The 19,384-nt window shown below is 61.5% G+C and carries 21 protein-coding genes; 7 read left to right on the top strand and 14 right to left on the bottom strand.

Translation table 11 applies throughout. The features are described 5' to 3' along the window. Positions 1-130 precede the first annotated feature (130 nt). Positions 131-1,540: an aminotransferase-like domain-containing protein gene (locus FXN63_RS18230; RefSeq protein ID WP_148816605.1), complete on the top strand. Its 1,410-nt coding sequence runs from the start codon at positions 131-133 to the stop codon at positions 1,538-1,540. 2 nt (positions 1,541-1,542) lie between these two features. Beyond that, complete coding sequence (locus tag FXN63_RS18235; protein WP_148816606.1) at positions 1,543-2,238, top strand: hypothetical protein; 696 nt, start codon at positions 1,543-1,545, stop codon at positions 2,236-2,238. Positions 2,239-2,375: 137 nt separating this feature from the next. Here FXN63_RS18235 and FXN63_RS18240 read toward each other — a convergent pair whose 3' ends face one another. From FXN63_RS18240 to FXN63_RS18285, 9 genes are all read right to left on the bottom strand, one after another. Continuing rightward, positions 2,376-2,597, bottom strand: a complete 222-nt coding sequence (locus tag FXN63_RS18240) for a hypothetical protein (protein ID WP_246164887.1) — start codon at positions 2,595-2,597, stop codon at positions 2,376-2,378. 137 nt (positions 2,598-2,734) lie between these two features. Continuing rightward, positions 2,735-3,235 carry a GNAT family N-acetyltransferase gene (locus FXN63_RS18250; protein ID WP_148816607.1) on the bottom strand — a complete coding sequence of 167 codons (501 nt, stop codon included), beginning with the start codon at positions 3,233-3,235 and terminating at the stop codon, positions 2,735-2,737. Positions 3,236-3,238: 3 nt separating this feature from the next. Next, positions 3,239-3,628 carry a type II toxin-antitoxin system TacA family antitoxin gene (locus FXN63_RS18255; protein WP_342791186.1) on the bottom strand — a complete coding sequence of 130 codons (390 nt, stop codon included), beginning with the start codon at positions 3,626-3,628 and terminating at the stop codon, positions 3,239-3,241. Then, positions 3,589-4,023 (bottom strand): DUF3325 domain-containing protein, encoded by a 435-nt coding sequence (locus tag FXN63_RS18260; RefSeq protein ID WP_148816608.1) that lies wholly within the window; start codon positions 4,021-4,023, stop codon positions 3,589-3,591. Before FXN63_RS18260 ends, FXN63_RS18255 begins: the two co-directional genes overlap by 40 nt. Then, complete coding sequence (locus tag FXN63_RS18265; protein WP_148816609.1) at positions 4,020-4,322, bottom strand: DUF3649 domain-containing protein; 303 nt, start codon at positions 4,320-4,322, stop codon at positions 4,020-4,022. The genes FXN63_RS18260 and FXN63_RS18265 overlap by 4 nt, the downstream gene beginning before the upstream one ends. Then, positions 4,319-6,025 carry a PepSY-associated TM helix domain-containing protein gene (locus tag FXN63_RS18270; RefSeq protein ID WP_148816610.1) on the bottom strand — a complete coding sequence of 569 codons (1,707 nt, stop codon included), beginning with the start codon at positions 6,023-6,025 and terminating at the stop codon, positions 4,319-4,321. The genes FXN63_RS18265 and FXN63_RS18270 overlap by 4 nt, the downstream gene beginning before the upstream one ends. A 15-nt stretch (positions 6,026-6,040) precedes the next feature. Beyond that, positions 6,041-8,620: a TonB-dependent siderophore receptor gene (locus tag FXN63_RS18275; protein WP_148816611.1), complete on the bottom strand. Its 2,580-nt coding sequence runs from the start codon at positions 8,618-8,620 to the stop codon at positions 6,041-6,043. A 230-nt stretch (positions 8,621-8,850) separates the two neighbouring features. Then, positions 8,851-9,882, bottom strand: coding sequence for a FecR family protein (locus FXN63_RS18280; RefSeq protein WP_148816612.1), 1,032 nt, complete (start codon positions 9,880-9,882; stop codon positions 8,851-8,853). A gap of 90 nt (positions 9,883-9,972) precedes the next feature. Further along, the gene (locus tag FXN63_RS18285) at positions 9,973-10,476 is read right to left on the bottom strand and encodes a sigma-70 family RNA polymerase sigma factor (protein WP_148816613.1); all 504 of its coding nucleotides are present in this window, start codon (positions 10,474-10,476) and stop codon (positions 9,973-9,975) included. Positions 10,477-10,616: 140 nt separating this feature from the next. Here FXN63_RS18285 and FXN63_RS18290 point away from each other — a divergent pair, with 140 nt between their 5' ends. Further along, the gene (locus tag FXN63_RS18290; RefSeq protein ID WP_148816614.1) at positions 10,617-11,792 is read left to right on the top strand and encodes a GNAT family N-acetyltransferase; all 1,176 of its coding nucleotides are present in this window, start codon (positions 10,617-10,619) and stop codon (positions 11,790-11,792) included. A 33-nt stretch (positions 11,793-11,825) separates the two neighbouring features. Here the strand turns inward: FXN63_RS18290 and FXN63_RS18295 are convergent, their stop codons facing one another. After that, complete coding sequence (locus FXN63_RS18295; RefSeq protein ID WP_148816615.1) at positions 11,826-12,638, bottom strand: LytR/AlgR family response regulator transcription factor; 813 nt, start codon at positions 12,636-12,638, stop codon at positions 11,826-11,828. Between FXN63_RS18295 and argH the strand changes: the two genes are divergently transcribed. From argH to FXN63_RS18310, 3 genes are all read left to right on the top strand, one after another. Next, positions 12,637-14,058 carry an argininosuccinate lyase gene (gene argH, locus FXN63_RS18300; RefSeq protein ID WP_148816616.1) on the top strand — a complete coding sequence of 474 codons (1,422 nt, stop codon included), beginning with the start codon at positions 12,637-12,639 and terminating at the stop codon, positions 14,056-14,058. The genes FXN63_RS18295 and argH overlap by 2 nt on opposite strands. Positions 14,059-14,187: 129 nt before the next feature. Beyond that, positions 14,188-14,487, top strand: coding sequence for a TfoX/Sxy family protein (locus FXN63_RS18305; RefSeq protein ID WP_342791187.1), 300 nt, complete (start codon positions 14,188-14,190; stop codon positions 14,485-14,487). 78 nt (positions 14,488-14,565) lie between these two features. Then, complete coding sequence (locus FXN63_RS18310; protein WP_148816618.1) at positions 14,566-15,006, top strand: hypothetical protein; 441 nt, start codon at positions 14,566-14,568, stop codon at positions 15,004-15,006. 56 nt (positions 15,007-15,062) lie between these two features. Here FXN63_RS18310 and FXN63_RS18315 read toward each other — a convergent pair whose 3' ends face one another. Continuing rightward, positions 15,063-15,512: a winged helix-turn-helix transcriptional regulator gene (locus tag FXN63_RS18315; protein WP_148816619.1), complete on the bottom strand. Its 450-nt coding sequence runs from the start codon at positions 15,510-15,512 to the stop codon at positions 15,063-15,065. A gap of 250 nt (positions 15,513-15,762) precedes the next feature. On the opposite strand from FXN63_RS18315, the gene FXN63_RS18320 reads away from it, so the two are divergent. Beyond that, positions 15,763-17,070, top strand: a complete 1,308-nt coding sequence (locus tag FXN63_RS18320; protein WP_222864101.1) for an MFS transporter — start codon at positions 15,763-15,765, stop codon at positions 17,068-17,070. A gap of 102 nt (positions 17,071-17,172) precedes the next feature. Here FXN63_RS18320 and FXN63_RS18325 read toward each other — a convergent pair whose 3' ends face one another. The 3 genes from FXN63_RS18325 to FXN63_RS18335 are packed head-to-tail and all read right to left on the bottom strand — an operon-like array spanning position 17,173 to position 19,381. Further along, the gene (locus FXN63_RS18325) at positions 17,173-17,541 is read right to left on the bottom strand and encodes a DUF192 domain-containing protein (RefSeq protein WP_148816621.1); all 369 of its coding nucleotides are present in this window, start codon (positions 17,539-17,541) and stop codon (positions 17,173-17,175) included. A gap of 58 nt (positions 17,542-17,599) precedes the next feature. Then, positions 17,600-18,517, bottom strand: coding sequence for a type II secretion system F family protein (locus tag FXN63_RS18330; RefSeq protein ID WP_148816622.1), 918 nt, complete (start codon positions 18,515-18,517; stop codon positions 17,600-17,602). A gap of 9 nt (positions 18,518-18,526) precedes the next feature. After that, a complete protein-coding gene (locus tag FXN63_RS18335) occupies positions 18,527-19,381 on the bottom strand; it encodes a type II secretion system F family protein (RefSeq protein WP_148816623.1) in 855 nt (284 codons plus the stop codon). Positions 19,382-19,384: the final 3 nt, after the last annotated feature.

Consider the following 19,384-nt stretch of genomic DNA (forward strand, 5'->3'; position numbering starts at 1 on the left):
CTGTAGAGAAGCGCACCGGCTTTCTCCCGATACACTCTGCAAGCCTCGCGCTAACTGTATTGATCCAGACAGGTAAACTGTACAGATATCCCACGTTCATGCGCCCTGCCCGGCCTACTCGCTGACCTTTATGTTTGCCCTGGAACTCAACCGCGACCGCAAGACTGCGCCCCCCCTTGTCGACCAGGTGGTCAGCGCACTGTCGGTCGCCATTGGCCAACATCTGCTGCGCGAAGGCGACCGCCTGCCCTCGGTACGGCAGTTCGCCACCAGCCAGGGCTTAAGCACCTTCACAGTAGCCGAGGCCTACAACCGGCTGGTGTCGATGGGCGTGATCAGCGCCCGTCGCGGCTCGGGTTTCCGGGTGGCCGAACGGGAACAGAAAGACGTTCCGGCAGCACCCGCCTGGTCGGCCCCCACGCTGAACGCGTCCTGGTTGCTGTCTGATGTGTTTGCCGACCAGTCAGTGCCTTTCAAACCCGGCAGCGGCTGGCTGCCCACCGAATGGACCAACGAAGGTGGCCTGCGCCATGCGCTTCGGGCATTGAGCCGCGCGCCTGCATCGCGCATGGGTGGCTACGGGCACCCATACGGATTTGCACCGCTGCGCGACTACATCGCAGCCGATCTCAGGCGTTATTCGCTGTCGGTGGATGCCAGCAACGTGCTGCTGACCCACGGCGCAACTCAGGCGCTGGACCTGATCGTGCGCACCTTGCTGCGCCCAGGCGACACCGTGGTGGTGGAAAGCCCCGGCTACTGCAACCTGCTGCAGATTCTGAAGCTGGCCGGCTTGAACACCGTAGGCGTGCGCCGCCTGCCTGACGGCGTAGACACCGCCGAGTTGGAATCCGTAATCACTGAGCACAAACCGAAAGCCATCTTCGTGAACACGGTGCTGCAAAACCCCACCGGCACCACGATGAGCATGGCAGCCGCGTTCCGGCTATTGCAAGTGGCCGAAAAACACGGGCTATGGGTAGTCGAAGACGACGTATCCCGAGACCTGGCGCTGCCTGGCGCGCCCTGCCTGGCAGCCATGGAAGGCTTGCGCCGGGTGGTGTACGTCAGCGGCTTTTCGAAGTCAATCACGCCTTCATCGCGGGTGGGCTACATCTGTGCACAACGTGAACTGCTGGTGGAACTGGCCCGCGCGAAAATGGCGGTGGGCCTGACCTCGTCTTCGATTGGCGAGCGGCTGGTGCACAAGGTGATTATTGAAGGCCACCACGCACGCCACGTGGAATACGTGCGCGACAAGTTGTCAGGTGCCCATGCACGCGTGGCGCGTCGCATGCGCGATGCCGGGCTGGAGGTATTTCATCAACCGCATGCAGGCTTGTTCCTGTGGGCGAAGCTGCCGATTGCGGCGGAAGATGCGGCGGCGGTTACGACACAGGCTTTGCGGTCGGGGATCTGGCTGGCACCTGGGTCGTATTTTCATCCGCGCGAGGAGGCGTCGAACTGGTTCCGGTTCAATGCGGCGGCCAGTGATGATGATGCGTTGTGGGAGTTTATTGGGACGTTGGGAAAGAAGTAGACATGGCATCGAACATGACAAAGCAACCAGATATTCCCAAGCGCTTGGCGGCGCGCATTCGTGGTGCGCAGGAACGCGTTCAGCAGCAGCGGGTGGCGATCGTTGCAGGCGAACGCAACTATGCTCAGAGCAGCAAGCGTCTCGCCGAATTCAATGCAAGCCCGGAAGACTTTGCCAGCCGACATTACGGTCGGAATGCTGCAGACAGCTATCCGGTTCAGACCACGATCGCCCGCGAACGCGAGCGCGTCGCGCATCACGAGAAGCGGCGACCGGAAAGAATCCGGGCGCTCGCCATGCTCGAATCCGAGCTGATGCGAATCGAGCAGGAAGTTCTGGTTGAAGTGACCGGTCTGCGCCCTTCCTCGGGGCGCGTTCCATGGCCTGGCCGCCTGCCTGCGTTCAAGGAATTCCGGGCAGCCTTCCAAGAAGAAATGCGGCAAGCAGATGAACGGTGGCGTATCGAACGGGCCGAGGATGACGCCGAGTTCGAGCGCCTTATTGCAGCGGAAGAAGCGGCTAATGAGGAACGACACAGACTGGAGGAAGCGCAACTCAGGCGGGAGATTGCGGCCATGTCTTCGGTCGAGTACGCGAACTACCGTGCGTGGGCGGACTTCCTGATCAATGGATTGCGATCGGGTCAGTTCACGATGGAAAACGTCCTAGAATCATTGCGTTCCCGAGCGCGGTTGTAAGGCGTCGACCTGTTCCATTCCAGATAGACGCGATCCACCTGTCCACCGTATAGATCACGACAGCGATGGACATGTACGTTACACCAACTCAATCTGCACCTTCCGACCAACCAGCGCTGCGGCGCGCTGCAATGTAGTCAATGTGACATCCCGCGTCGGATCAAGCAGTCGGTCCACTTGTGAGCGGCTGGTTTTGAGCAGGACTGCCAATTGCCTTTTTTGCTCATCGAACGTTGCTGCATGGCTTCCATGAGCTGCCACTCCATCACTTCTTTGACGGCAAGAGCCTGGGTTTCCTCAAAGACACCTTCGTCTTTCAGAAAATTGTCGAGGCTCGATCCATGATGTTTTTTGCTCATGATTTCAATTCCTTCTAACGTTTGCGTGCCATTGCCAGCTCATCGCTCAGCGTCTTTTGGGTTTTCTTGATGAACGCGTGCCTGGCGGCCAGTACACCGCCATCCACGTAAATAAACGGACTCTTGATCCGTTGTCGTCACACGGCCTGCCCGCTTGCAGCTCGCAGATCGGCAACAGTGACCATCAGCGTCATCGGATCAAGCGGCGACTCGTCCAGACCAAGATTTTGATAAAAAAGCTTGGCCTCCTCAGATAGCGCATGTACTACCATGCCGCGAATGCCGATTGCGTCTGCCGCGTGGATAACGCGAAGCGCGGCATCCTGAAAAAGCGCGCGGCCAAGTCCCTTTCCACGGTGACTGACCGCAACCGCCAAACGACCCAGTACCACCACGGGCACGGGGTCAGGCATGTTGCGTCGAAAACGCCCTGGAGCGGCAGCTGGCACCACGGCGCTGGAAGCCAGTGCGTAGTACCCCACAAGCTTGCCGCCCTCGCAGACCACGAAGGTACGGGATGCACCGCTGACTTGATTAGTTAGGGCACGGCGTATCAGCCAGGCATTGAGAGATTCCACGCCGCAGTCGAAATCGTGGGTGTCGTGACCCGAGTCAAGCGGTACCGGGGCAAGCAGCATGTGTCACGCAGCCTTCCAGGGCGTCTTGCTTTGCAGGGTCTTGCGCAGTCGCTCATTGGGCTGAGCAGGCTGATCAAGCCGCTTTAAAAAGTCTTCGTATGCCTCGGGACTGACGACCATCAGGGCACGGTCCAGAAGCGTTTCTTCAGCGGCACGGCGCGCCGCTTCGAGAATGAAATCTGTGCGCGTCTTGCCTGCAGACTCCGCTGCGCGATCGATCAAGTTGCGCTCGGCTGCAGGAATCCGCAGATTCAGTGTGTCACGAGGGACTTTGGTGGTGCTGGCGGTGCTCATGGGAATGCTCTGCTGATGACCCAACAGCCATACCCTAGCAAAACGTAACGACAAAGTCATTACGAATTCTTGATAAACGGTGCGACGTGCAACATCCACGCAAAGATCAGTGGCCCGCTGATCAGCAGCATTAACACCAACGCACGCCATAACCGCGACCGGGGCAACGGCAACACCGTGGCCGGCATGGGCTTGGCTTTGCGTGTCTCCGTCCACCTGGGCAAGGCAAACACCAGCGTGGCGCTTGCCTTGCACAGCCAGCCCAGCCACGCCACCATGCCGATGCTCCAGCCCCATCCCCAGAAGCATAAAACCAACGCCAAAGTCAGCAAGGACCAGCCACCCGCGTGAAACGCCATGCGTTCAATAGGACGCGCGGGACGGTGCAGCAATTGTTCGCCCTGTCGCGCGCTGGCCAAAGCGAGCAGGAAAAATCCGATCAGGCAGATAGATGCGATCGATAAATTCAGCCACAGGCTGCTGCCGGCCATCATGCTGCCCCACCCGCAGGCAACAGCCACCAGCACAACACGGCAACAATCGCCGTGGACACCAGCATGCCGATCCACGCTCTTGTCGCGCTGCGGGTGCTGAACACCCACATCACCGCAAGCAGATACCACACGAAACCCAGCATGGTCGACGCCAGCACAGCTTGCGCGCGAGGCAGTGGCCAGACCAAGGCCAGCAGTACAGTCATAGCCGACGCAAACGCATATCCGCCCAAAGCTGCCGCCACCACGCGCGAGGCAACCTGAAAGCGGTATTGCCAGGACAAATCCACAGTTTTCATGGACGGCCCCCTGCCGGGTTTGTCGCAGCGACTGGGTTGGGCACATCAATCTGGCTTGAAGCGGCAGCACGGCCCGACACCACAATCCCTGCCGCAGGGCCGACCCCATCCACCACCCGCCACTTGCGCTGCAATTTCAAGGCGGTATGCGCGAAGATCGCTGCCAGTGCCAACATGCTCAGATCGAAGCCTGCCAGTCCCCAATCGCCGTAGGGCAGCGTGACCCCCAGGTGTCTGTCCGTCGTCACTGCATTCAGCACCGGTACCAACGCGTAGGCGGCAACGGTCAGCCACAGCAGCTCCACCCATGCCCGCTTCAAGGGCCGGATCGACGCATACAACAGCGCCCAGCCCCACACCAGGAACAGCACATGCAGTTCCCACGCGGCACGATCTGCCAGCGCCACGGGCAGCAGTCGATTGCCCCAGAAGTAGGCGGCTACGGCCAGCGGCAGGCCAACCAGGGTACCGGCGTTGAGGATTTCGACCAGACGCAATCCGCCTGCATTCAGCCTGGCAGTGAACGAATCCGCACCTGCTTTCTGCAGATGCTGCGTACGCCGCTTGACGGTCCACAACACCAGCCCGGTGCCGATCACCGCGCATCCCAGCAAGCCCGAGACGACATACAACCAGCGCAGCCACCAGTTCGCGAAGTTGCCTTCATGCAAGGCGAACATGGTGCGTTGGGTGGCGACGGCTGCGTTGCCTTCATCCGCACGCGCCAACGGCCTGCCATCGACAGCACTGAAGCGCGCCACCCTCGGGTCATAGAAGTTGACGCCGCTCGCGCCGACAGGACGCACGTCGATATACGGCCCCTTGCCTGCCGGCTGCATGATCTGCAGGCTGGCGATCCGCGCATCGCCTAAGGTCACCTGAATCTGACGAAGCAGTTCCGGCACCGGCACCTGCAGGCCGGACAGCGGCTGGTATTCACGCTTGGGCGGGCGCAGTTCCTCGAACAAGGCCTGACGCTGAACCTCGGATGTGCCATAGACCACATCCCGCCCAGCCGGCAGATATTGGAAGGCAAGAAATACCAAGCCCGTGTAGGTAATCATCAGGAAGAATGGCAAGGACATCACGCTGACCACGTTGTGCGCATCCAGCCACGACCGCTGCCCTTTGCCCGGCCGGAAGGTGAAGAAGTCGGTGAAGATTTTCTTGTGCGTGATGACGCCGGTGACGACTGCCAGCAGCATCAGCATGGTGCAGATGCCAACCAGCCTGAACCCGGTGACCCGGGACACGTAGTGCAGCTCGTAATGCAGGCGGTACAGCCGTCGCCCGCCTGCCGTGTCGCGTGCCAGCACCGCAGGCTCGACCTCACCCGTTGCCGTGTTCAGCGTCTCGCTGCGACGCCGACCCGTGTCACGGCCGGCAGGCGGCATGTCTTCCCACGACACGCCAAGCCCATGCTCGACCCGAGGCTCCAGTCCCAGGTGCGGCAAGGTGATCGTCCAGGATTTGGCCTGGGGTGCTGCAATCTCCAGGCGCGCCAGACCCAGTCCCAGCAAGCGCGCCTCGTCACCCGGGTCGACGCGTGTGGGAAGCGGCAACTCGGGCTGCATCCAGCGGGTGATTTCATCATCCACGTAACCGGCTGTGCCGGTCACGAAGACGAAGAACAGCACCCAGCCCGTTACCAGCCCGGTCCAGGTGTGCAGCCACGCCATGCACTGGCGAAACGACGCTTTCATGCTGACCCGCCCTGCTTAGAACCGGCCTTTCAAGGTCAGCATCCAGCTCATGGGCTCGCCGTAGATATTCTGGCCGCCCAGGGTGCCGAGGTTGGCGTAGTAGCGCTTGTCGAACAGGTTGTTCAGGTTCAGGCTTGCGCGCCACTTGGGATCGATGTCGTAGTGCACCGCAGCGTTCCATACGGCGTAACCGCCCTGCGTGAAGTTGAAGCGCCGGGACGCGCCATCGAACCTGCCGCTGGCCGGGTTGAACGAGAACGCGGTGCCGCTGACATAGCTTTTGCTCTGCAGGTTCACGCCCAGGCCCACGCTCCATGCGGAATAGTCGGCGAAGCGATGGTTGGCCCACAGGCGCAGCATGTGCCGGGGCGTGACGGCGTGGTAGATGGCGTCGGTGGCTTTGTCCTTGTTCTGGTTGTAGGTGTAGCCGGCCGCAATCTGCCAGCCGCGCGCCACTTCGCCCGTCAACTCCAGGTCCACGCCCTGGCTTACCTGCTCACCGCTGGCCGAGTAGCAGCACGTGTTGCCGTCTTCCAGCGTCGCCGCCGGGTAGCGTGGGTCGAGCACCGCCACCTTGGACCGCTCGATGCGATAGACCGAGACAGCCGGTTGCAGGCGGCCGTCGTTAAGCTCGCCTTTCAGGCCGATCTCGTAGTTGCGTCCGGTGATGGGGTCAAGCGGGCCGCCCGTTGCGAGCGGGCCACTGCGTCGGTTCGCCTGAGACTGGTAGATCTCGGTCATGCTGCCGTAGGCCGTCCAGCGCTCGTCAAGGTCGTAGGTCGTGCCCACATAAGGGGTGAAGATGCCTTTGTCTTCGAACACGGCAGCCGAGCTGCTGGTCAGTGCGCCGCTCTCGACGTAGCCCAGCGTTGTGCTGTCCGACTTGTAATAGGCGTAGCGGGCACCGCCAATGATCTTTGCGCGGTCGGTAAGCGACCAATTCATGCGTCCGTACATGCCGTACTGCGTCACGCTCGACAGCCAACTGGTCATGGGCCGCGTGGTGCCCATGGTTGGATAGGGATACACCACCGGCGCGCTCCCAAGCGCATCGATGGAGCCAGTCCAGTTGCCCCCAGCGGCCACGCCCTGGCGGTATCGCCGCGTGTACTCCAGCGTGTCGAACTTGCCCCAATCCGCGCCCAGCAGGAAGCTGTGCTTTTCACCCAGCGCGGCAAAGTTCCCCTGCAGGTTCACATCCAGGTTCTTGTAGGTCGAATCGAAACCCGTCAGCGGATGGACGTTCAGGCCCGACTGACCGTTGGCTGCCACGATGACCGAGCGGGTCAGCGGATCGATCCCGGTGGTGATCAGGTGCCCGGCCTGTATGTTGTCCTGCATGCGCTCGCCGTAACCGGCACTCATCTTCACTTTCCAGTCGTTGGCGAAGGTGTGCTGAAGCTCAGCGAATACGTCTTTGGCTTCGTGTTCTTTGTTGGACCAGCCTAGACGGTCGGCACTCCAGCTTCTGGACAAACCCAAGTCGCTGCCGTCCAGCCCGCGCGGCAAGCCAGCAGAACGCGCGTACTTACGCCCTTGGTCGTAGGTGCCGCCCAGGGACAGCATGGTCCGCGATCCCAGGTCCGCTTCCACGATGCCGTACAGGAAGTTGCTGCGGCCCCAATCGTTGTCCACAAAACCCTTGCGGTCTTCATGGCTGTATACCGCGCGCCCGCGCACCGAGCCGTCGTCCGCCAGGGCACCCGTGACGTCGAAGTCCGTCTGGTAACGGTCCCAGCGGCCAGCGCTTCCCGTAAACAGAAACTGTTTTTCTGCCAGCGGACGCTTGCGTACCAGGTTGACCGAGCCGCCCGGCGTGCCATTGCCCGCGAACAGGCCGTCGGCACCACGCAGCACTTCCACGTGGTCGAACATGGCCAGATTGGGATTGAAATACTGCGGACTGAAGGGGCCCACAGAAGCACCGTCCACCTGCATGTTCTGGATCTCGAAACCACGTGCGTAGATGCGGCCGATGGGTTCGTTGTCACGCTGGGTGGTGGTGATGCCGGTGGTGTTCTTGAACACCTCTGCCAAAGTCTGCAGGCCTTGGTCCTCGATGCGCTGACGCGTCATGACCGTGATGGACTGCGGCACGTCGCGGATGTGCTGACTGCCCTTGCCCGCACTGAGCACGTTGTTCGCGTAGCCGTAGGTGCCCGTGTTTTCACTGACAGAATCCGGGCTTGCCACAACGGTGACCGACTTCAGCTGCGTTGCTTCTCCAGGCGCAGGCGCAGATCGTGACAGCGAAAAGTTGTTCCCCGTGCGTCGAAACTGGATGCCGGTTCCGGCCAGCAGCCGGCGCATGGCCTCATCGGGCGGGAAGCTGCCTGACAAGGCGGGCGCGGTGTAGCCCTCGACGGTTTCCTGCGAGAAGAATATCTGCAGGGATGTCTGCTCGCCCAGTTGCAGCAGTGCTTTGCTCAGCGGCTGCGCGGGAATGTTGACCTGCACGACGGCGGTACTTTGGGCCAATGCGGGTGCGGGCAAGGTGCCGAATCCGACGGCAATGGCAATGGCCAGGGCAGACATGCCGATAAACGTGGCGGTCGTTTGCGCACGTGCGTTTGCGCGCGGGGTTGTCGTTTCCACAGTCCTACGATTTCCATGAATGAAGTTTTCGCGCTCGCGCGCAGCACCCTTTGGCCAAAGGCTTTCCGGGGTTCACCATGTCGTCGCAGGACTTACCCCTTCATTGGGATAGACGTGCCAGCGGAGAAAGCTCGGAATCGAAATGAGAACAATTCGTGAAACAAAATGTAATCAACGAATTGAGGACGCGGAGGGTTATTGGAGCGGTGCCAACCAACCCGTCAAAAACCCTATTTCGCGACGATGCGAATCTGCCCATCCAGCAGACGATAGACGCGCACGGGCACGAATTCGGGAAGCATGTCGATCAGCGCCTCGGGATCGTCCACGCTGAAAATCCCCGCGATGCGGTGATCGCGCAGCGCCGGCGCATCCAGCCGTGCGGGTTGATCCAGATAACGGTTGATCTCGGCCACGGCCTGCGCCAAGGGGGTGTTTTCAAACACGACCTTGCCCCGTTGCCATGCCAGCAAGCTGTGCAAGTCGTGCGGCCGAACCTCGCCTAAGGTCTGGTCCGCCGAGACATCCACGCCCTGCCCCTTGGTCAGCGCGCGCGACTGCCGCTGCCACCACGGCCCGCTAGACACCACGACCGAGCCTGACTCGACGCTGATGCGCGCGGCGTCTGCGTCATGACGAACGTTGAAACGCGTGCCGGTCACCACCACGCGGCTTGCCCCGGCGTCGACAATGAAGGGTTGCTGCGCATCGTGCCGGACCGCAAAGAAAATCTCGCCTTCCTGCAGTTCAATGACACGCTTGTCTGCGTACATGCGCGCAACCGCCCGCGTGCCGGTATTGACGTCCAGTATCGAACCATCGGGCAGCGTCACCTGTTGCCGCTTGCCGCGCGGCGTGGCGATCTGAATCGTGTGCTGCGGCGACGCCAACCAGCCACCCTGCAGCGCAATCCCGCCGACCAGCGCAGCCGAACATGCGCCAGCCAGGCCCCAGACCAGACGACGCCGTCCTGAATTGGTTGGCACCGCAGTTGGTGCCGCAGTTGAAACCCTTGTCGGCAACACGGCTGGCTCACGCTGCGCAAGCACCGACCGCAGTTCAGCCTCGGGAATTGCCAGCGTCGCTTCCCATATCTGCTGCACGCTGCGGTACTGGCGGTCGTGTTCAGGGTGCGCCTGCCGCCATTGCTCGAACATGCGCCGGCCCTCGTCCGTGGCTTCCCCGGAATGCAGGTATGCGAACCAGGATGCAGCCAGATCGCCCGGCTCACTGGCAGTCGAAGAATCGATGGGAGGTTTCATTGCAGGCAGCGCAAATAAAGACAGCGTGGACCCACGGCCGAACCTGGCGTCGCCAATATAGCCGTACCCGAACCCACCTTGCAGCAAGGATCAAGGCGCATATTTCTGCATCCTTTGATTCAGGTGCTGCAAAGCACGCGTCATGTGTTTTTCCACCATTGCCTGGGAAATATCCATGCCCCGCGCGATCTCGGCGTGCGTCCACCCTTCCAGTCGATGCCGCACATAGACCTGCTGGCACACCAGCGGCAATTCGCCCAACGCGTCTTTCAGATCAGTGACCATTTGCCGGGAATACACCTTGGTTTCCGGCCCGCACACCTGGGGATGTTCGCTTTCCTCCAGGTCATGCAGTGGTGTCACGGGCAAGGCTGTCTGGTGGCGGTGCCTGTCGATGATGCCGTTGGTGGTGCTGCGTTTCAGGTAGGCACGCGGGTCGTCTACGGTTGCCGCGCCATTTTCCAACAGCCGCACCACTGCGTCGTGCATAGCATCTTCGCGGTCTTCCTGGCCAACCGCTTTCCGACGCCACGCCGCAACCAGCTCGCTATAGTGAGCGAGCCAGTTTTTCTTGGGCACTGCGGGGCGAGACATGGCGGCAGTCGGGGCGGATCGTGCAAAGCCCAGGATAATAGCAATAGTTCTCATTCATAAGCAGCCAACACCCCGCTCTCGGATGCCGGACCCGCGCACGCTGTATCCTACGCACGCCCGATCACCGCCTTCGGCCATCCATGACTGACGTATCTTCCGACGACTCCCTTAATTCGCCAGATTTCCGCATTGTGCTTGCCGACAGCCTGGCCGAGATCCCGGCTGCCAGCTGGGACGCCCTGGGCGGCGGTTCGCTGCTGACGTCTCACGCATTCCTGTCCGCGCTGGAAACCACCGGTTGTGTGGGCGAAGACACTGGCTGGGTGCCCCGCCATCTGCTGCTGCACCAGGGAGACGAATTGGTCGGCGCGGTGCCGCTGTATTTGAAGGGTCATTCCTACGGGGAATATGTCTTCGACTGGGCCTGGGCCGATGCCTACCAGCGCCACGGCCTGGAGTACTACCCGAAATGGCTGGGTGCCGTGCCCTTCACCCCGGTTGGCGGCGCGCGTCTGCTGACGCAGAAGCCGGAAATTCGCCGGGTGCTGGCCGAAAGCCTGATGATGGTGGCGGAACGCAGTGGTGCGTCGTCATTGCACGTGCTGTTCCCTACAGCCCCGGAAACCGATGCCTTGCGCGAGGCCGGCTGCAAGATTCGCCACGGCGTGCAGTTCCACTGGCGCAATGCGGGTTGGAAAGACTTCGAAGCCTTCCTGAAAAGCCTGTCGCAGAAGAAGCGCAAGAATATCCGCGCCGAACGCCGCAAGGTGGCGGGTGCGGGTGTCACGACCCGGATCAGGACCGGCGCGGCAATTACCGATGCGGATTGGCTGTTCTTCTATCGCTGCTACAGCAATACGTACCACGTGCGTCGCTCCACGCCGTATCTGAATCTGGCGTTCTTCCAGACCTTGGGCAAGCAGTTGTCCAAACACTGTGTCATGACGATCGCCGAACAGAACGGCGAACCGCTGGCGGCCAGCCTGCTGTTTCGCGATACGGTCGACGGCGAAGATCGCTTGTATGGCCGCTACTGGGGCACGCTGGAAGACATGGACAGCCTGCACTTCGAGGTGGCGTATTACGCCCCGATGGAATGGGCGATGACCAACGGAATCGCCATGATCGAAGGCGGTGCGCAGGGCGAACACAAGCTGGCGCGCGGATTCCTGCCGTCTCGCACCGATTCCGCGCATTGGCTGGCCCACCCCGCTTTTGCTGAAGCAGTGGAAGACTTTCTGGTGCGTGAAGGCGACGGGGTCGATGCCTTGGTGGACGAACTGGAAGAGCATTCGCCCTTCAAGAAGCCCAGGTAAGCATCGAACCCGTCTTCGCAACCAGTCTGGTGATTAATACCTGACCAGATGCCCCTCGATTACCGCTTTCACGGCGGCCCACTGCCGACGTGACACCGGCAACCGTTCCGGCACGCCGTCCAGCACCACCTGGCGAACGGCTTCGTTGTCGGCGCTGCCACCGCTTACCCGTTCAATGCCGATGATTGCGTGACGCGCAATCAAGGCATTGCGGTGTATTCGCAGAAACACCCCCGGAAACGCAGCATCCAGCATCAGCAGGGACGCATCCGTCAGGTATTCCCGTTCGCGGGTGCGAACCGTCACGTATTTCAGCTCGGCCTTCAGGTAAACCACGTCTTCGATTGGCACGTGCAGCACTCTGCCGCGTTCGGCCACCGACACAAACCGCGCGGTACTTTGCACGGCAGGTGCCGCCTGGCCCCCGGCAGCGTCGCGCAAGACATCAGCCAGTACATCCCGCCTGACCGGGCGATTCAGCCGTGCCGCCACACGCAGCTCCGGCACCATCGCCTGGGGGTTGTCGATGAAGCCGATGAATACGAACACCGGTGCCGGGTGCAAGGAAGCCAACGCGCGCCAAAGTGTCGGCCCGTCTGTCTCCTCTGGGCGGCCATCGACCACCACCACGTCTACGCCCAGGCGGCGCGCCTCATCCAATGCGTCATCACTGGCACTGAGTGCCGTGCGCAAAGGCACATCACGGGTAATATCCCGCAACTGCCTGTGCAGACGCTGGCGCGCAGCCGGGTCGTCGGCAATCACCAACACCGAGGCGGTCATAGTTGCCTCGCGTCCGCGGAATGCGGACAACTCATTACGGTCGTCTTCTATAATCGTGTTCATGACACAATCGCCCGATCCCCGCCCCCAGGACCAATTCGCTAAGAAAGGCGAAGCGTGGTCTGCCCGTTTCTCCGAACCTGTTTCGGATCTGGTCAAACGCTACACCGCTTCCGTCGACTTCGACAAAAGGCTGGCGCGCTTCGATATACAGGGCTCGCTCGCCCATGCAGACATGTTGCACGCAGTTGGCATCCTTAATGCAAACGATGTGGAAGCGATCCGTAACGGCATGGATACAATCCTGGCCGAAATCGACGCTGGCACCTTCGTCTGGTCCATCGACCTGGAAGACGTCCACCTGAACATCGAGAAGCGCCTGACCGAAATCGCCGGGGACGCGGGCAAGCGCCTGCACACCGGCCGGTCGCGCAACGACCAGGTCGCCACCGACATCCGCCTGTGGCTGCGTGCTGAAATCGACGGCCTGCTTGAACTGCTGCGCCAATTCCGCCGTGCGCTGGCCGAACTCGCACTGACCCACGCCGACACCATTCTGCCGGGCTTCACCCATCTGCAAGTCGCCCAGCCCGTCACCTTCGGTCATCATCTGCTGGCCTATGTTGAAATGTTTGCACGCGATGCGGAACGTCTTGCCGACGCCCGCAAGCGCGTGAACCGTCTGCCGCTCGGCGCCGCCGCCCTGGCTGGCACCAGCTACCCGATCGACCGGGAGCGCGTTGCCGCTACGCTTGGCTTTGACGGCGTCTGCCGCAATTCGCTGGATGCGGTCTCGGATCGGGACTTCGCGATCGAGTTCTGCGCAGCCGGCGCACTGGTCATGACGCATATTTCGCGCCTGTCGGAAGAATTGGTGCTGTGGATGAGCCCGCGCGTCGGGTTTATCGACCTGTCAGACCGATTCTGCACCGGTAGTTCGATCATGCCGCAGAAGAAAAACCCTGATGTTCCAGAGCTTGCGCGCGGCAAGACAGGTCGTGTAAATGGCCACTTGGTCGCACTTCTTACCTTGATGAAAGGCCAACCGCTGGCCTACAACAAGGACAACCAGGAAGACAAGGAAGGCTTGTTCGACACCGCCGACACCGTGCGCGACACGCTGCGCATCTTCGTCGACATGGTCAGCGGCATCCAGGTCAAGGCCGACAACATGCGCGCAGCTGCGCTGCAAGGCTTCTCCACGGCAACCGACTTGGCTGACTATCTGGTCAAAAAGGGCATTCCCTTCCGTGACGCCCACGAAGCCGTGGCCCTGGCGGTTCGCGCCTGCGTCGATCGCGGATGCGATCTTGCAGATTTGACGGTTGAAGAACTGCGCGAGTTCCATGCATCGGTAGGCGATGATGTGCATGACGTGCTGACGCTGGAAGGCTCGGTTGCGGCACGTGCGCATGTGGGCGGCACCGCGCCCGCGCGCGTGCGTGAAGAAGCGCAACGCGTGTTGCAGGAAACTGCAGCGTAAGCGGTTCAGACAAAGTCTGTCTGATCGAAGCTGCGGCCCCACCGGACTTTGTCTGGTGGGGCCGTGGTTTTTTTACCTTATGGAAGAAGGCAAAGCGATATGGCGCGAGATCCGGGTCTGGAAGCAATCATGCATGAGGAGCTTCGAGACATTCCTGATGTCAGCGAAAAAGGCATGTTCGGCTGCTGGGTGTGGCTGGTGGGCGGCAATCTGCTGTGCGGTGCACGCGAAGACGCCATGCTGGTTCGGCTGAGCAAAGACGACGATGCGTGGGCGCTGAAGATGGCGGGCGTCACACCGATGATGACGGGCAGCCGCAGAATGCCAGGGTGGGTGTGGGCAGACCCACGGGTGTACGGGAACGATGCGATGCGCAGGAAGCTGTTGGATGCAGCGCTTCGGTTTGTGTTGAGCTTGCCGAGGAAGTGAGGGGAATCAGGCGGTGCAGCCTTCGCCTGTTGATGGCTCAACATGGATAATTCGGTGCAACCCAAGTACAGAGTACCCATGAAGAACCGCATCAATCTCGCCGCGGCCTGCCTGCACCTGATCTCTTTCTTTTACGTCGCCAGCATCGTCTACGTCTTGATCAACTACGCCAGCCTGGGCGGCGGACAAGATGAAAAGCCCACCAGCGTGCTGACTACGCTGATCGTGCCCACGCTCAGGGCTTTGCTGCTGGGCGTCGCATTTCATTACTGTGCCAAGTTCCTGAAGCGCGGCAATGCAAAAGCCTGGAAGTACTCAGTCATCTTGATGGGGCTCAGCCTGTTCAAGGTGCTGGGGGATATCTTCACCACGAGTGTTCGTGCAGAACTAGGCATCGGCGATCTGGGCTTATATGCGATCGGGCTGTTCCTGCCTGGCCTGGGCCTGTGGGCCTTGCTGCAAAAAGACTCGCGTGATTTCGTCAACCCGACCAAGGCGGTTGATGACGGAGTGAACTAACAGGGGCGTTCAGAAGACAGGGCACGGTGATTCCTCCCTGCCCTGCTTTACCGCGTTCAGTCTGTCGTTTTCTTCACCCACACGTCGTCTGGCCCCAGCGCCTGACCCTGCGCGTCTTGCAATGTCATTGACTGGATGGGCTTGCCGCTGGCGTGCTCCAGCATCACGCTGTGCGCATCCCCCGCACCGTACAGATGGGCCTCGCCCCACTGCCTGAGCCCCACGATCACCGGGAACAGGCCGCGACCCTTGGGCGTCAGCACGTATTCCTCGTAAGACGTACCGTCTGACGCCGGTTTGGTTTCCAGGATGTTGGCGTCAACCAAATTGCGCAGCCGGTCCGCCAGGATATTGCGCGCTACTCCCAGGCTTTTCTGAAATTCTCCAAAACGTCGCATGCCGTCGAAGGCGTCGCGCACGATCAATAGCGCCCAGCGCTCGCCCATCACGTCCAGCGATCGAGCGACCGGGCAGCGGTCCGTATCAAGACTGCGTCGTTTGGCCATCAAGGTGTCCACAAACTTAGTGGTTGCATTTTAAAACTGGATAGCTAAACTTCAACTGGTTTTAATTTGAAACCAGAATAAAGGCAGCATGTCGTCATCCCAGCCACACAATCTTCCTTGCCCTGCCGACGCAGCCGATCAGTTGATGACGTCTGACGCATCGTCCATGGACCGTGCTTGCCAAGTCGGTAGTTGCTCAACCTCTGACAAGTCAGCAAACGAAGGCGTCGCCGCGAAACTGCCTCGCCTGATGGTGTTGCTGTTCGCCATCGCCGCCGGGCTAAGCGTGGCCAACGTGTATTACGCCCAGCCCTTGCTCGACGCCCTGGCCCAGGACTTCGGCATCAGCAACGCGTCGGTTGGCGTGGTGGTCACCGCCACCCAGATTGGCTGCGCGCTGGCCTTGGTGTTCGTGGTGCCACTGGGCGATCTGATCAACCGGCGACGCCTGGTTCTGGCGCAGTTGGCTTGCCTGGTATTGGCGTCGGCAGGCGTGGCGCAGGCACCGTCGGCCAACTGGTTGCTGGTCGGCATGTTGGCAGTGGGTTTGTTAGGTACAGCCATGACACAGGGGTTGATCGCCTACGCCGCCAGTGTTGCTGCGCCGACCGAGCGCGGCAGTGTGGTCGGGGTGGCGCAAAGTGGCGTAGTGATCGGTCTGTTGCTTGCCCGCACCGTGTCGGGTGGCGTTGCTGACTTGGCCGGTTGGCGTGCGGTGTACGGCACGGCGGGCATCGTGGCGGTGCTGATGTGGGCGGTGCTGTATTACATGCTGCCAGTTGCGTCGAAGGTAGGCGATGCAAAGCTAGCTGAACCGCTGCCAAGCGGACTGCGCAAAGCGTCGGCAACGAAACATTCGAGCATCAGCCCGACAGCGCCAACGCCGGCTCATCTGGCGTCTGATGGCACCGAATCAGACATGCCAACCCCCAGCCCGTCACGCTCTGGATACTGGGCACTGATCCTGTCGACCTTCTCCCTGATTGCCCATGACCGGGTACTGCAGACGCGTGGGGTCTTGGCACTGCTGATGTTCGCCGCGTTCAACATCTTCTGGACCGCACTCGTTCTGCCGCTGAGCGCTCCACCCTACGCGCTGTCGCACACACAGATTGGTGCGTTCGGCTTGGTGGGTGCCGTCGGTGCCTTGGCCGCTGCGCGTGCGGGTTACTGGGCCGATCGCGGTGCGGGGCAGCGCACCACCGGCATTGCGCTTGGGTTGATGCTGCTGTCATGGCTGCTGATGGCCGGTCTTTCGCATTCGCTGTGGTGGTTGATCATCGGAATCGTGTTGCTGGACCTGGGCGGACAGGCAATCCATGTGACCAATCAAAGCATGATCTTCAGTGCGCAATCTGGTGATGCGCACAGCAGAATGGTGGCGGGCTACATGCTGTTTTATGCGGTGGGTAGCGGGCTAGGGGCGATTGCGTCCACGGCGGTGTTTGCGGTTGCCGGATGGGCAGGTGTGTGCCTGCTGGGAGCCGGGGTGACAGTGGCGGCATTGGCCTTTTGGAAAATTACGGTGCCGCGTGGCGAAGTACGCCGGCTGAGTTGATCGCAGGTACCGGATTGCTAACTGCAAAAAACCCTGCCGGCACAAGCCTCGCCGTGGTTTTTGCTCCGCTGTCCGACCGCATCGAGGTGCACGAATGATCTGTCATGGCTGACGCAACTGATCCGTTAAGGTCACTCCCACATCAGTCGCCGCAGCATTCTCTGATGCTTCAATTTTGTCGCCGGGCCGAATGCCAAATGCGGCCACCGCACCTGCCCGCAATTCCAGCACCGCCTTGGCGCGAAGGCACACAGCCGCCCGCCAGGGGCGCAACGGGGCGCGCACGGCGCAGACGACGTTGTCGGCATCCACGAACACCACGTCGATTGCGTGCCGCATTCCGATGCTGTGAACAGCTGAGCAAGGTGAAAGCCGCAATGCAGACCCGATCGGCAAAGGACCACTGACCAACAGACCGACCAGACGTTGCCACATGGTGCGCGCGTGCAGAATCTTCAGGTAATGGGTCATAAAAATAGAACGCCAGAGGCAGGGGCAATCGTGCGTGATGCGTCAGGCCACACACACCTCATCGTGCCAACCCAATCAACTTCACCGCGATCGGAAACGCGATCACCAGGAACGTGCAGGGGAAGATGAAAACCACCAGCGGCAGCAACATCTTCACCGGTGCCTGCATGGCCAGCGTTTCAGCCCGCAGGAAACGGTCGCTGCGGCGTTGGTCAGACTGACTGCGCAGCAATGCACCCAGATTCATGCCCATGCTTTCCGCCTGCACCAAGGCTGCTACCAAACTGCGCACTGCGGGTTCATCGATGCGGTCGGCCAGCGCACGTAGCGCCTGCGCACGGGCCATGCCGGCGCGCATGTCACCCAGCACCTGACGCAGTTCATCGCGCAGCGGGCCAACCGGGCCGCGCGCCACCGCCTGTTGCAACGCGCCTTGCAGATTCAGACCGGCTTCGACACACAAGGTGATCATGTCCAGCGCAAACGGTAGCGCGCGCACCACGGCACGGCGTCTGGCTACGATCCGATCCCGCAACCACAGGCGCGGCAACAATGCCCCCAGGCACGCACCGGCCAGCCCCACCAGCACGCCGACCGGACCGCCCCATTGCCCCGCGCTGAATAGTCCCAGCACCGTTGCGCCGATCAGTGCGGCGAACAGTTGCGCACCAACGAACTGCGCTGCGTCGATGGCACGATGCAGGCCGGCTACTTGCAGTCGGCGTGTCAGCGCGCGACGCGACCGCCACGACATTCGCCGATCTGCCAGACCGGCCAGCACACCGATCGGACCGGCAAAGACACGAAACCAGAAAGGCGGCACATCGTTGCCGGGCGGCGCTTCGTGCGCGCGCGATCGGCCCAGCCAACGCGCGACCCCTTGCGCCGCCCACCGGCCACACAACCACGCCATCGCTGCCGCACCGATGCCGGCCATCAAGGCGATCAGGGGACTTGAAAATGCAGTGTCTGGCATAGGCCACCCTTAAACGTCGATGCGCACGATGCGCCGGATCAGCCACAGGCCGCAGGTTTCCATCATGACCAGAATGGTCAGCGTCGCCCAACCCATCGGCGTTCGCCACAACTCGGCCATGGCCTCGGGTTCCAGCTTGTGCAGCACCAGAACCAGCAGCACCGGCAACAGCCCTACCACCAGTGCTTGTAGCCGACCCTGCGCGGTCAGTGCGCGGATGCGCCCTTCCATGTGCAGACGGCTGCGCACGGTCGATGCGATGCGCTCCAGCGCGTCTGCCAGATTGCCGCCCGTGTCCGACGCGATGCGCAGCGAGGACACCAGCAACACCGTGGCTTCCGTCGGCATGCGCGCTTGCAGATTCAACAGCGCATCTTCAAACGACACACCCAGACGCTGCTGGCGCAGCATCAGTCCCAGCTCCTGATTCAGCGGTGCGTTGGCCTCGGCCACCACGTGACCGACGGCTCCTTGCACACTGGCCCCCGCCCGCAATCCCCCGGCCAGCGCCAGCAAAGCGTCGGGCAATTGCATGTCGAAGCGGTGCTGGCGTCGCAGGCGCAGCTGATTCAACCAGCGACGGGGCAGGACCATGCCCGCGATGGCGGCCGCGCCGGCCAGAATCCACTGCTGAGTCAGCGCCATGGTCAATGACGCCGCCAAGCCCGCCAGCACCATGGCAGCGATCCACAAACGAGACGGATCGATGAACAGAAATGCTTCGCTCAGGCGCACGCCCGCTTGCTCGGTGAACGCGTCGCGCTGTCGTGCAAAGGCCTGGATGACCACGCCGCTGATCATCCACACGGCGGCACCCGCTGCCAGTGCGATCGACAACATGGCCAGCCAAACCCATACGGTCATCGC

The sequence above is a fragment of the Pigmentiphaga aceris genome, from assembly GCF_008119665.1.
Taxonomy (GTDB): Bacteria; Pseudomonadota; Gammaproteobacteria; order Burkholderiales; family Burkholderiaceae_B; genus Pigmentiphaga; species Pigmentiphaga aceris.

Coding starts and splice junctions, on each gene's coding strand:
- FXN63_RS18315 (WP_148816619.1), bottom strand. CDS start 15,512: ATGGCCAAACGACGCAGTCTTGATACGGACCGCTGCCCGGTCGCTCGA.
- FXN63_RS18240 (WP_246164887.1), bottom strand. CDS start 2,597: ATGAGCAAAAAACATCATGGATCGAGCCTCGACAATTTTCTGAAAGAC.
- argH (WP_148816616.1), top strand. CDS start 12,637: ATGACACAATCGCCCGATCCCCGCCCCCAGGACCAATTCGCTAAGAAA.
- FXN63_RS18285 (WP_148816613.1), bottom strand. CDS start 10,476: ATGTCTCGCCCCGCAGTGCCCAAGAAAAACTGGCTCGCTCACTATAGC.
- FXN63_RS18265 (WP_148816609.1), bottom strand. CDS start 4,322: ATGAAAACTGTGGATTTGTCCTGGCAATACCGCTTTCAGGTTGCCTCG.
- FXN63_RS18235 (WP_148816606.1), top strand. CDS start 1,543: ATGGCATCGAACATGACAAAGCAACCAGATATTCCCAAGCGCTTGGCG.
- FXN63_RS18320 (WP_222864101.1), top strand. CDS start 15,763: ATGGTGTTGCTGTTCGCCATCGCCGCCGGGCTAAGCGTGGCCAACGTG.
- FXN63_RS18260 (WP_148816608.1), bottom strand. CDS start 4,023: ATGATGGCCGGCAGCAGCCTGTGGCTGAATTTATCGATCGCATCTATC.
- FXN63_RS18250 (WP_148816607.1), bottom strand. CDS start 3,235: ATGCTGCTTGCCCCGGTACCGCTTGACTCGGGTCACGACACCCACGAT.
- FXN63_RS18335 (WP_148816623.1), bottom strand. CDS start 19,381: ATGACCGTATGGGTTTGGCTGGCCATGTTGTCGATCGCACTGGCAGCG.
- FXN63_RS18270 (WP_148816610.1), bottom strand. CDS start 6,025: ATGAAAGCGTCGTTTCGCCAGTGCATGGCGTGGCTGCACACCTGGACC.
- FXN63_RS18330 (WP_148816622.1), bottom strand. CDS start 18,517: ATGCCAGACACTGCATTTTCAAGTCCCCTGATCGCCTTGATGGCCGGC.
- FXN63_RS18325 (WP_148816621.1), bottom strand. CDS start 17,541: ATGACCCATTACCTGAAGATTCTGCACGCGCGCACCATGTGGCAACGT.
- FXN63_RS18280 (WP_148816612.1), bottom strand. CDS start 9,882: ATGAAACCTCCCATCGATTCTTCGACTGCCAGTGAGCCGGGCGATCTG.
- FXN63_RS18290 (WP_148816614.1), top strand. CDS start 10,617: ATGACTGACGTATCTTCCGACGACTCCCTTAATTCGCCAGATTTCCGC.
- FXN63_RS18305 (WP_342791187.1), top strand. CDS start 14,188: ATGCATGAGGAGCTTCGAGACATTCCTGATGTCAGCGAAAAAGGCATG.
- FXN63_RS18230 (WP_148816605.1), top strand. CDS start 131: ATGTTTGCCCTGGAACTCAACCGCGACCGCAAGACTGCGCCCCCCCTT.
- FXN63_RS18295 (WP_148816615.1), bottom strand. CDS start 12,638: ATGAACACGATTATAGAAGACGACCGTAATGAGTTGTCCGCATTCCGC.
- FXN63_RS18310 (WP_148816618.1), top strand. CDS start 14,566: ATGAAGAACCGCATCAATCTCGCCGCGGCCTGCCTGCACCTGATCTCT.